Here is an 11,004-nt window from a genome sequence, read left to right as displayed (position 1 = left end):
CCCAAATCTTTTCTCCAAACTTCCCGGCACCCGCAGATTGCGGGCGCATTCCTTTGCGTGTGTTAGAATCGCGCCCGCGAATCCAACTCACCGGCAATCGATGCCATTGGCACCCCTGGTTACGGACTTCGCCCCCTGGGCCCGCCCAGGTATATGAGGCCCCAGCAGTGCCGCAGAGAACGCCCTGGTCAAAAGGGGTAGAGACGCGCGGGTACCAAACCTGCTGCCACCGGAAGTGTGGCCTGAGCACCAGCGGGGCTTTTCCGGTCATTTACGAATGGCAGCAGTCAAAATAGACAGCCGTATGCTCAACAATCTGATTAGTAGTATTAAGCGCTGGCGCAAGCCGGCCAACAAAGGCCCCCGGGTCATCGCCCGCAATGACCACAACATCTCCCGCCGAGAGATCAGCCGCGCGGCCCTGACAGTTATGAAGCGTCTACAGGATGCTGGTTACCAAGCTTATATTGTCGGTGGCGGTGTTCGCGACCTGATGCTAGGCGGCCACCCTAAAGACTTCGATGTTGCTACCGATGCGACGCCAGAACAGGCCAAGGAATTATTCCGCGGCGCTCGTATTGTGGGAAGGCGTTTCCGTATCCTGCACGCTCGTATCGGCCGCGAGGTCATTGAGGTAACCACTTTCCGCGGACACCACAGTGATGGCGAAGAGCATGAAGCAAGGCAGTCCGAGCACGGTATGCTGCTGCGGGACAACGTCTACGGTGATCTCGAAAGTGACGCCATGCGCAGGGACTTCACCGTCAATGCGCTCTACTACACCACTAATGGTTTTGCCATCCACGATTACACTGGTGGGGTCGAGGATATTGAAAAGCGCTTGATCCGTATGATCGGCAAGCCCACCACCCGCTATAAAGAGGACCCTGTACGGATGCTGCGCGCGGTACGTTTCGCCGCTAAGCTGGACTTCGCGATCGAGAGCAAAACTGCAGAGCCTTTACAGGAGCTTGCGCCATTGCTGCGCAATATCGCTCCAGCCCGCCTGTTCGATGAGATACTCAAATTACTAATGAGTGGACAGGGCGAGCGTACTTTTGAGCATTTGCACCGCTACCATTTGTGGCAGCACCTGTTCCCGGACAATGCCCGCCAAATTGAGAAGAGCCCCGCTGCCCTGGAGCTGACCAGGCGAGCACTGCGCAACACAGACAAACGTATCCAGGCGGATATGCGCGTCACCCCCGCCTTCCTTTATGCCGCCCTGCTGTGGCCAGCAGTAAACGAAGAGCAACAAAAACTGGTGGAAAAAGGTATTCCACCGGCGCCAGCCCTCGCCCAGGCAGCCCAAAAGATTACCAGTAACCAGCTGGCCCATACCGCTATACCCAAACGCTTCTCTATCCCCATGCGTGAGATCTGGGACCTGCAGCACCGCCTGCCCCAACGTGGTGGCAGCCGCGCTCAGCGCCAAATGGAGCATCCCCGGTTCCGTGCAGCGTATGACTTCCTGCTGCTGCGCGAGGAAAGTGGCGAAATTGAGGCCGGCCTTGGTAAGTGGTGGACGGACTTCCAGCAAGCCGATGACGAGCTGCGTCAGCAAATGGTGCGCAAACTACAGCGCAGTGGCGGAGGTAATCGCCGCGGCCGTAACTCTCGCAGTGGGCGCCGTCGCAAACCCAGGGCAGCTGAGTGATGGAAAGAGTTTATATCGGGCTCGGCAGTAATCTGTCTGAGCCACAGAGGCAGCTGCGCAGTGCCCTCACAGCAATGGACAAAATCCCCAGCAGCTGCCTACTGCGCTGTTCCAGTTTTTATAGCAGCACCCCCATAGGCCCAAGCGGGCAACCGGATTATGTCAATGCAGTGGCTGAGTTGAACACGTCACTCTCACCGATTGAGCTACTCGACCAGTTACAGTCTATTGAGGCCGCTCACGGTCGCGAGCGCTCAGTGCGCTGGGGAGCGCGCACCCTCGACCTGGATATATTGCTATTTGGAGAAAGGCAAATTGATGACGTGCGCTTGCAAGTACCACACCCACGTATGGCAGAGCGCAACTTCGTACTCCTGCCACTGGCTGAACTGGAGCCCCAGTTACAGCTGCCTAACGGCGATCCATTACAGCAATTGCTGCAGAACTGTCCGCAAAACCGCCTGAATAAAATCTGAGCAACCTCCGATAGCGCGATAAAAGTACTCGACTGAGCGCCCCGCTTAATAGTACTTTGGCGCCTGCAGCCCATCAGGGAAGACGCCCCAACAAGAGGAGTCGAACACGTGGTTATCGACAACAGCGAAACCAATCCGTGTGAATTCGGCCTGTCGGACAGGACTTTGCCGAAATTTATTGCCGTGGAAGGCAATATCGGCGTAGGTAAAACCACATTGGCCAAGAAGCTTGCCACTACCTTCAACTATGACACCCTACTGGAGCTGCCAGAGGAAAACCCCTTCCTCGAACGCTTCTACCGCGACCCCAATAACGCCGCGCTACCAACTCAACTGCATTTCCTTCTGCAGCGGTCCCAACAGATTCAGGCCCTGCGTCAAGACGACCTGTTCGAGCCGGTACGGGTGGCAGATTTTCTGATCGAAAAGGACCAGCTGTTCGCCCAGGTAACCCTGGATAAGGACGAGTTGGCGCTCTACCAGCAAGTTTTCCAACACTTAACCTTAGAGGCTCCCAAGCCAGACCTGGTAATTTACCTGCAGGCACCGCTGGAAGTACTACAGGCACGCATTCGCAACCGCGGTATTCCCGCAGAGCGCGCCATTAGCAATGAGTATCTGGCAACGCTCAACGACGCCTACACCCAGTTTTTCCACTTCTACGACAGCTCACCATTGCTGATCGTCAATAGTGAGGAAATCGATATTGTCGATAGCCCTAAGGATTACCGTCAGCTGGTCGAGTACATGCTTACAGTGACCAAAGGCCGACACTACTACAACCCGGGAAGTTAATCGTTATGTATGCACCTTCTGAATTAGAGAAGCTCGTCACCGTTCAGACCCTGCGCAAAATGAAGGCAAATGGTGAAAAGTTTATTACCGTGGCCCTTTACGACGCGCCTATGGCAGCCATGGCACAAAAAACCGGAGTAGAAACATTGTTGGTGGGCGATTCCCTGGGTATGACAGTACTCGGGTATGACAGCACGGTACCGGTAACCATGGAGCAAATGATTTACCATGTGGAAGCAGTAGCGCGCGGCAACAAGAAATCCCTGATCATGGGCGATATGCCGTTTATGACCTATGCCACTCCGGAACAGGCTTTGACCAATGCCACCCGCATCATGCAGGCAGGCGCCCATATGGTGAAAATTGAAGGCGGCGCCTGGTTGGTCGATACCGTTAAGATGCTCACTGACCGGGGCATCCCCGTCTGCTCCCACTTGGGACTCACTCCTCAATCGGTTCACAAACTCGGAGGCTACCGTGTTCAGGGCCGCGATGAAAAGCATGCAGAACAGATGCTTGAGGATGCCATCCTGCTAGACCAGGCGGGCGCTGACCTGTTGGTACTCGAGTGTGTCCCAACCGCCCTGGCAAAACGTATCACCGAAACAGTTTCAATGCCTACCATAGGCATCGGCGCCGGTCGTGACACGGATGCCCAGGTATTGGTTATCAACGATATTCTCGGTCTCACCGAACAACCGCCAAAATTTTCCAAGAACTTCCTGGTAGAGGCAGAGGACATCCCCGGGGCCCTGCGCAAGTACGCTGAAGACGTCAAGCTCGGCATCTTCCCTGGCGACTCCCACACTTTCAGTTAATATCATTTGCCCGGACATTAAACAGCCTCGGCACTCTCGCAGGCAGCTCCATCGGAGGCTGCCTGCCCAGCGGTAACATTATGAACTTCGATCAACTACTCCTTGAGTGGAATCCAGGCCAGGACAACATCGCTGTCCCCGAAGGCTGGAGCCAGGGGCGTGCCACCTTTGGCGGCCTGGTAGCAACAATGCTCCAGGAAAAAATGACAGCGGAAGTAGCTGAGGACAGCAGCCTGCGCTCTGCAACCTTCTCATTTGTCGCCCCAGTAGGCGCAGAAGCGGTACAACGCTCCGCAGAAGTTTTACGTGCCGGGCGCTCCGTCACTCAAGTGCAGGGTCATCTGTGCCAAGGCGGCACTGTCGTACTTGCGGGGCTAGCCAGCTATGGTCGAGGCAGGGATTCCTCAGTGAAGGTGGGCGTGGCAACAGCACCAGAATTTAGCAAGCCTGAACAATGCATGGCGCTCCCCTACATTGAAGGTGTAGTGCCGGAGTTTACGCAGAAATTTGATTACCGTATTGCCCTGGGTCAATTGCCTTTTAGTGGAACTCAAGAGAGGCAGTTGGGCGGTTGGGTACGCTTTAAGGATGGCAGTGAGAATACAGTATCCATTAGCCATCTCCTCGCCCTGATTGATGCCTGGCCCCCTGCCACTTTGCCAATGCTTAAAACACCAGCTCCAGCCAGCTCATTAACATGGACAGTGGAGTTTATGGAGCCCCTCCCCAATCACAAGGCATCTGACTGGTGGCAGTATCTTGCCGAAGTTGAACAGGCAGGGGATGGCTACGCTGTGATCCAAGCCCGCCTATGGGATGTCAGCGGCAAACTTGTCGCCCTGTCCCGGCAAATGGTCACAATTTTTGGCTAAAAAAACGAATTAGCCATGCCCTATGGAAGAAGTGCCTTAGATCTTTCAATCCTTACCTGCCCCACGAGTTTGGCGCAATTCCATCTTTTCTTTTATTGATTTCATTATTTTTTTCCCAAAAAGTACATTTTGGCGCCGCCATTACATAAAAATAAAATAAAGAAAATATTTTTTACTCCAATTTGTAATCTACGCTTTCCATCATCCCCACCCGCGGAGGGACAAAGCCTCAACTCAAGAGCTTTACAAATCCCTCCACAATTAACTCGCGGTAACAAATGTGGAGAAATCAATAATGATAAAAAAAATATTTATTTGTCTCGCCTTGCTCACCAGTTTTCCAGCCAGCGCAGCAGATTTTGAAGACGTTTGGGATGCTATTACCTCGTGCAACTGGTTCGAATTTATTGGCGATGTCGATGACACCGGCTCGAAAGACCTGGACGGCTACGAGTATGGTGACACCAGCTTTAAAGATGCCAACTCAGGCACCTTTAACATGATTGTGTACAATATGGACGGTTTTTTACAATGTATAGGTGGTAATAGTAAGTCAGATTTCAAACAAATTATTCGCACGTTCAATGACAATCCCAAAGATCTGTGGTTAATGCAGGAAGTTTGGAACAAAACCAAAGCCAACTATCTAGATGACGACGATAAGCTAAGCAACGACACCGTTCCCTATCGTTCAAAACACTGGAAAGGTAGTGGCACCTCTTTTGGCAACGGTCTACTGACTTTTTCTAAGTTCCCCTTTGATCGGGACAATCGTGATGATAACGATTATTCCTTCGCGACCTATGAGGAGGAAACCTTCAATAAGTGCTCAGGCAACGATTGTGATACCGAAAAAGGCTTCACCGTAGCCAAGGTCGAAGTGAATGAAAATTATCATGTGCATATTTACAACACCCATATGGATGCAGGCCATCAGGATGAAGACCTCAGCGCCAAGGCAAAGCAACTCGATCAAATCGCCGATATGATCGTTGCACACTCGAGTAATGCCACCGTTATTTTGGCCGGCGATTTCAATATGGCATTTGATGAAAATGATAATGACTGGCGCGGTGTCAATTATCAGACATGGAAGGCCTTCTTTGAGAAGACCGGAGGCAAGCACGCCTGCCAATACATGCTCTCCGGCAGCGATACCAGCCTGGAGGCCTGTGCCGATGAGCTTCAAAACGACACTGACCATGTAGTGGTTATCAACAATAATCCCAACTACACACTGGAAGTCACCAACTATTTTATCGGGTCCCCAGCTTATTCTGGATTAAGTGATCACGATCCAGTTTTTGTAGATTTTTCCTGGGCAAAAAACTAGCCAGATAAAGAGCTTCCTTCACAGGGGATTGGAGGGAGCCTCAGAGCCACTTTTTCCAGTAAAAAAAAGCGACTTGTCCGGCAAGTGCTATTGCCAGCAGAATACAAAATGCCAGGAACCCCTCTCGAGCTTGCGCCCATGGAATCCCACCGACATTAATTCCAAACAACCCGGTTAAAAAGCTTAAAGGCAGGAAAATTGCTGCAACCATCGACAAAACATACATACGACTGTTGAGTTGGTCGGAATTACGACTCAGCAGCTCCTCCTGGGCAATCGCCGCCCGCTCACGCACTGTATCTATATCATCGATGTGCCGCTGCAAGCGTTCGTTGATATCCGCCAGTAAGACATGGCTCCCTTCATCAAACCAGGGTACCGACTCCTGCTGCATACGAGTTAAAACCTCCCTCTGCAGACAGAGGTATCGTCGCAGGGCAATTGTCCGCTTGCGAAACTGGACTAAATTCGCACCCAGGCCCTTCACCGACCACTCGAGTAACTGATCCTCAAGCGCGTCAACCTTTTCTTCAAAGTCATCAACCCGGTCTCCCATGCGCAGCACAAGCAGATCAGCCAGGGACACTACCAGTGCTGCAGTACCACGCGGTCCACAACCACTGCGCAGACGGGAAATCAAATCCTCCTCTGCCAACAGGCGTCTTTTACCGGTGCTGATAATACGGTTCTCTTCCACCCAAATTCGAATAGAGACCCGGTTTTCCCTCCGGGACTTGTGCTTTGGGTCCACTCCACACATTGCAAGGAAAAGTCCATCATCGACAGCCAGGGTGCGCGGTCGAATCTCTTTAGCCAACAACGCCTCTACAACCACAGGCTGCAGCCCACTATTATCGCGTATCCAAGCTGAAACCTCTTCATCAGCGCTATCGAAGTGAAGCCACAGCAAGCCCTGGCGGGGATGCCAGGACTCCACTTCAGGCCAGGTCATTTCCCGGCCTGAGCCATTCCTATCAAGCAGGGTTGCGTGAATATGCCCAGATTCCATGGACTTAAAATTCCATTCGCTAAACATCCGGTGGAGAAGTCACCCTCCACCAAGGGTTTTAAATAGCGTCAAGTTAGCCCCGTTTCACTGCAGCGATACAAAAGAGATGGGGCTCGATAATTACTCATTCTGGCTCAGGTGCGCCAGCTCTGCTGCATGCTGTTCCCAGTTCTGCCCATCGAAAGGCTGCACTTTAAGTCCCCGCGGCCGCTCATCCAGACATCGAGCATTGAGACTGTAGCCATCAGGGTTTGAGCGTGGGATATAAAAAGACTTCACCCCACAGCGGCTACAAAAATAGTGCTTGGCAACACCTGTATTGAAGGTGTAGCAGCTGAGCACATCCTCTCCGCTCACCAGCTCAAAATTCTGCGCAGGCACTATCAAGTGCAAATAGCCTAGCTTTTCACACATAGAGCAATTACAAGCGTGAGCTACCAAGGGGTCATCATTGTTACGCTTATGCAGAGCAGTAAAACGCACGGCTCCACAGTGGCAGCCCCCTTGCAGTTTGGTAGTTATTTCATTCATCAGCAGATTTATCTCGGATAAACAACGGCCGCGCGCATAGCAGGGAAAAAACAGAAACGGCTAAAAGGAGGTGGAACCAATTCGTGCGCGCCAGGCCCAGCAGCTTCGAAGAACCAGTACCGATCAAAAGCCCGCTTATTACCGCCAGCAAGGCACCACCACCCAGTAATAGAGCATGGTTTCGTGGAAGTCTGCCAGATCCAACTAGTTCCAATAGGGCCACCAATAACCAGAGCAGCAAACCCAGGGCTGAGTAGAGATCCACTACCGTCGAAGGCATCAAGATCCCACTCTCGCTGAAGCCAATTGCGCTGGCGAGGACCAGCACCATTACCACATAGGCTGGAGCCCGGTTATCCGAACCCCATGTTAGCTCTAGCCGAGCCCAAAGGAGGCCGATGCCAATTAGTAGAAAAGAAGTAAAGCCGGAAAGTCGTGAGAGTGCCCGATGTAGCTCGGTTATACCGGGGTCTATTCCGTAGCGGTAAGCACCGACCAAAGCTGCGAGGGCCATGCACAACAATGCAGCGACAATAATCAAAGCTGCAGATTGGAAACGCTCTCGTGTGAGGTACCAGTATTGATTGGCCATCAACAGGCAGGTGAGCCCCAGTATTAGGTCGAGAAGCCAGAAATTAAGCAAGGTTTTCCCCTTTTTTCTTTGGATTCTAACCTAAAAATATCTTTACTAAATGCCATAAAGGCTCTGCCCCCCTTAAAAAATCCATAAAAAAACCCGGCTCAAGGCCGGGTTTTTTCAGGTCTTTTAAGGCTTACGCCTCTTCGGAACCCTGCTTCTCCTCTGCAGAAGCAGCCTGATCGGCTTTGGCTTCTTTGATAGAGAGCTTGATACGTCCACGCTGGTCCACGTCCAGTACCTTTACGAATACCTTCTGGCCTTCACTCAGGTAATCAGTTACAGCGTTAACACGCTCCTCAGCAATCTGGGAGATGTGTACCAGGCCGTCTTTACCCGGCAGGAAGTTAACGAATGCACCGAAGTCCACGATACGCACCACAGTGCCCTCGTAGATAGCGCCGATCTCAGCTTCCGCAGTGATTTCCTCGATGCGGGTTACCGCCGCTTCCAGGCTCTCACCGTCTTCACCGAAGACCTTGATAGTGCCGTCATCTTCGATATCGATGGAGGCGCCGGTCTCTTCAGTGATGGAGCGGATAGTCGCACCGCCCTTACCGATCACGTCGCGGATCTTGTCCGGATGAATCTTCAGGGTCGCGTAGCGCGGTGCGTTCTCATTCACGGTGGTACGGGAAGAGTCGATCACCTTGTTCATTTCCGCGAGGATGTGCAGACGCGCTTGCAGGGCCTGCTCCAGAGCGGTTTCCATAATCTCTTCGGTAATACCTTCGATCTTAATGTCCATCTGCAGCGCGGTCACACCAGAGGCGGTACCCGCTACTTTGAAGTCCATATCGCCGAGGTGGTCTTCGTCACCGAGGATATCGGTCAGAACCGCATAGCCTTCGTCTTCCTTCACCAGGCCCATAGCGATACCGGCTACCGGTGCCTTCAGCGGAACACCCGCATCCATCAGCGCCAGGCTGGAACCACAAACGGAAGCCATGGAACTGGAACCGTTGGATTCAGTGATTTCGGAAACCACACGCACGGTGTAGGGGAAGCTGTCCGGGCTCGGCAGAACTGCAGCGATACCGCGACGAGCGAGGCGGCCGTGACCGATTTCGCGACGACCGGTAGCACCGACACGACCCGCTTCACCTACAGAGTAGGGAGGGAAGTTGTAGTGCAGCATAAAGTAGTCTTTGCGCTCACCTTCCAGGGCGTCGATGATCTGTGCATCGCCAGTGGAACCGAGGGTAGCCACTACCAGAGCCTGGGTCTCACCACGGGTGAACAGCGCAGAGCCGTGGGACTTGGGCAGAGCGCCAACTTCCACAGCGATCGAACGTACAGTCTTGCTGTCGCGACCGTCGATACGGGGCTCGCCACGCACTACAGCGCCGCGCACCAGCTTCTTCTCCAGCTTGCCGAAGTAGCTTTTTACCAGATCGGCGCTAATTTCTTCGGTAGCCAGGGCTTCAGCGGCTTCGCCGCGCAGTTCCGCCAGGCGGGTGCTGCGCTCTTGCTTGTTGGTGATGCGGTAGGCTTCGGCAACCTTCTCGCCAAACTGAGCGTCCAGGGCAGCTTTCAGCTCGGTGTTTTCCGCCGGAGCCTGCCAGTCCCATTGGGGCTTGCCCGCTTCCGCTTTCAGCTCTTCACAAACCTTGATAATGGCCTGCATTTCCTGGTGTGCGTAGAGTACGGCACCCAGCATGATGTCTTCCGGCAGCTCCTGGGCTTCGGACTCCACCATCAGTACGGCGTCTTTGGTACCGGCAACGACCATGTCCAGCTCGGAGGTCTTCAGAGCTTCGTAGCCCGGGTTCAGCAGGTAGCCGTCTTGCTGGGTGTAACCCACACGCGCAGCACCGATGGGGCCAGCGAAGGGAATACCGGAAACAGACAGCGCTGCGGAAGTGCCGATCATGGCAGCGATATCCGGATCCATGTCCTTCTCCGCGGAGAGAACAGTACACATCACCTGAACTTCATTCATAAAGCCGTTCGGGAACAGCGGGCGGATCGGGCGATCGATCAGACGGGAAGTCAGGGTTTCTTTTTCAGACGGGCGGCCTTCACGCTTGAAGAAACCACCGGGAATTTTGCCAGCCGCGTAGGCTTTTTCTTGATAGTGCACGGACAACGGGAAGAAGCCCTGATCTGGCTTGGCTTCTTTAGCGCCGACAACAGTACACAGGACGACAGTCTCTCCCATGCTAACCAGGGCAGCACCGGTAGCCTGGCGCGCGATACGGCCGGTCTCGATGGTGACTTGGTGTTGTCCGTATTGGAAAGTTTTGCTTACTGGATTCACTAGTTTTTCCTATTTCCTTACGGTTACTGGCCCATTCCAGTAACCCCTACATATTTGCCGGGGCCGGGGCTCCAAACCTCCTGCCCAGGGCGGTACGGGGATGTACCGCCACCGACCAGGGTGGCCGGTGCAAGCGCAGCACTTTCATTTGGGTTTATCCCTTAAGGCCATGCTGCGTGTCTGCCAAAAGTGACAACTAAGCCACTTTTTAGCAAGCATTAAAAAAGAATGCCCGCCAAAGGCGGGCATTCCAGGGTCTTAGCGACGCAGGCCGAGCTTGGCGATCAGCTGTGCGTAACGGTTCAGATCCTTGCGCTTCAGGTAATCCAGCAGCTTGCGACGCTGGTTTACCATGCGGATCAGACCACGGCGAGAGTGGTGATCCTGCTTGTGCGCAGAGAAGTGACCCTGCAGTTTGTTGATATTGGCGGTCAGCAGGGCTACCTGGACTTCCGGGGAACCGGTATCGCCTTCGGATTGGCCGTGCTCTTTCAGGATGGCTGCTTTTTCAACTGCAGTCAGTGCCATAACGAATTACCTCGTCGTAATATGCTTTAAAAGATCCGGCTGGCCCGTGCATATTTACAGACCAGCTAATCGCTATTGTGGGCGCAAC

The 11,004-nt window shown here is 53.4% G+C and carries 11 protein-coding genes; 6 read left to right on the top strand and 5 right to left on the bottom strand.

What is annotated here, in order from left to right; translation table 11 throughout:
- Positions 1-277 precede the first annotated feature (277 nt).
- From pcnB to ABWV76_RS10855, 6 genes are all read left to right on the top strand, one after another.
- Positions 278-1,657: a polynucleotide adenylyltransferase PcnB gene (gene pcnB, locus ABWV76_RS10880; RefSeq protein ID WP_353375958.1), complete on the top strand. Its 1,380-nt coding sequence runs from the start codon at positions 278-280 to the stop codon at positions 1,655-1,657.
- Positions 1,657-2,133, top strand: a complete 477-nt coding sequence (gene folK / locus ABWV76_RS10875) for a 2-amino-4-hydroxy-6-hydroxymethyldihydropteridine diphosphokinase (protein ID WP_353375957.1) — start codon at positions 1,657-1,659, stop codon at positions 2,131-2,133. Before pcnB ends, folK begins: the two co-directional genes overlap by 1 nt.
- Before the next feature lie 108 nt (positions 2,134-2,241).
- On the top strand, positions 2,242-2,928 hold the full coding sequence (locus tag ABWV76_RS10870; RefSeq protein ID WP_020412413.1) for a deoxynucleoside kinase: 687 nt from the start codon (positions 2,242-2,244) through the stop codon (positions 2,926-2,928).
- A 5-nt stretch (positions 2,929-2,933) separates the two neighbouring features.
- Positions 2,934-3,746 (top strand): 3-methyl-2-oxobutanoate hydroxymethyltransferase, encoded by an 813-nt coding sequence (gene panB, locus ABWV76_RS10865; RefSeq protein ID WP_020412412.1) that lies wholly within the window; start codon positions 2,934-2,936, stop codon positions 3,744-3,746.
- 80 nt (positions 3,747-3,826) lie between these two features.
- The gene (locus ABWV76_RS10860) at positions 3,827-4,618 is read left to right on the top strand and encodes an acyl-CoA thioesterase (protein ID WP_282952527.1); all 792 of its coding nucleotides are present in this window, start codon (positions 3,827-3,829) and stop codon (positions 4,616-4,618) included.
- A 295-nt stretch (positions 4,619-4,913) separates the two neighbouring features.
- The gene (locus ABWV76_RS10855) at positions 4,914-5,951 is read left to right on the top strand and encodes an endonuclease/exonuclease/phosphatase family protein (RefSeq protein ID WP_353375956.1); all 1,038 of its coding nucleotides are present in this window, start codon (positions 4,914-4,916) and stop codon (positions 5,949-5,951) included.
- A gap of 40 nt (positions 5,952-5,991) precedes the next feature.
- Here the strand turns inward: ABWV76_RS10855 and ABWV76_RS10850 are convergent, their stop codons facing one another.
- The 5 genes from ABWV76_RS10850 to rpsO all read right to left on the bottom strand — a co-directional run bounded on the left by ABWV76_RS10850 (position 5,992) and on the right by rpsO (position 10,916).
- On the bottom strand, positions 5,992-6,960 hold the full coding sequence (locus ABWV76_RS10850) for a zinc transporter ZntB (RefSeq protein ID WP_026304979.1): 969 nt from the start codon (positions 6,958-6,960) through the stop codon (positions 5,992-5,994).
- Between the two features lie 120 nt (positions 6,961-7,080).
- Positions 7,081-7,491 carry a GFA family protein gene (locus ABWV76_RS10845; RefSeq protein WP_353375955.1) on the bottom strand — a complete coding sequence of 137 codons (411 nt, stop codon included), beginning with the start codon at positions 7,489-7,491 and terminating at the stop codon, positions 7,081-7,083.
- Entirely contained in the window at positions 7,484-8,134 is a 651-nt protein-coding gene (locus ABWV76_RS10840; protein WP_353375954.1) for a hypothetical protein, read from the bottom strand. Before ABWV76_RS10840 ends, ABWV76_RS10845 begins: the two co-directional genes overlap by 8 nt.
- A gap of 130 nt (positions 8,135-8,264) precedes the next feature.
- Positions 8,265-10,388, bottom strand: a complete 2,124-nt coding sequence (gene pnp / locus ABWV76_RS10835) for a polyribonucleotide nucleotidyltransferase (protein ID WP_020412407.1) — start codon at positions 10,386-10,388, stop codon at positions 8,265-8,267.
- A gap of 258 nt (positions 10,389-10,646) precedes the next feature.
- Positions 10,647-10,916, bottom strand: coding sequence for a 30S ribosomal protein S15 (gene rpsO, locus ABWV76_RS10830; protein ID WP_020412406.1), 270 nt, complete (start codon positions 10,914-10,916; stop codon positions 10,647-10,649).
- Positions 10,917-11,004 lie beyond the last annotated feature (88 nt).

Source organism: Microbulbifer sp. NBRC 101763 (assembly GCF_040371615.1).
Classification (GTDB): domain Bacteria; phylum Pseudomonadota; class Gammaproteobacteria; order Pseudomonadales; family Cellvibrionaceae; genus Microbulbifer; species Microbulbifer variabilis.
Note: the sequence above shows the minus strand (reverse complement) of the source record. Positions and strands in the feature narration are given on the sequence as shown.

Excerpts from the sequence above, each read along its gene's own strand:
- ABWV76_RS10860 (WP_282952527.1), top strand. The coding sequence starts at position 3,827 with ATGAACTTCGATCAACTACTCCTTGAGTGGAATCCAGGCCAGGACAAC.
- ABWV76_RS10855 (WP_353375956.1), top strand. The coding sequence starts at position 4,914 with ATGATAAAAAAAATATTTATTTGTCTCGCCTTGCTCACCAGTTTTCCA.
- ABWV76_RS10850 (WP_026304979.1), bottom strand. The coding sequence starts at position 6,960 with ATGGAATCTGGGCATATTCACGCAACCCTGCTTGATAGGAATGGCTCA.
- folK (WP_353375957.1), top strand. The coding sequence starts at position 1,657 with ATGGAAAGAGTTTATATCGGGCTCGGCAGTAATCTGTCTGAGCCACAG.
- pcnB (WP_353375958.1), top strand. The coding sequence starts at position 278 with ATGGCAGCAGTCAAAATAGACAGCCGTATGCTCAACAATCTGATTAGT.
- panB (WP_020412412.1), top strand. The coding sequence starts at position 2,934 with ATGTATGCACCTTCTGAATTAGAGAAGCTCGTCACCGTTCAGACCCTG.
- ABWV76_RS10845 (WP_353375955.1), bottom strand. The coding sequence starts at position 7,491 with ATGAATGAAATAACTACCAAACTGCAAGGGGGCTGCCACTGTGGAGCC.
- rpsO (WP_020412406.1), bottom strand. The coding sequence starts at position 10,916 with ATGGCACTGACTGCAGTTGAAAAAGCAGCCATCCTGAAAGAGCACGGC.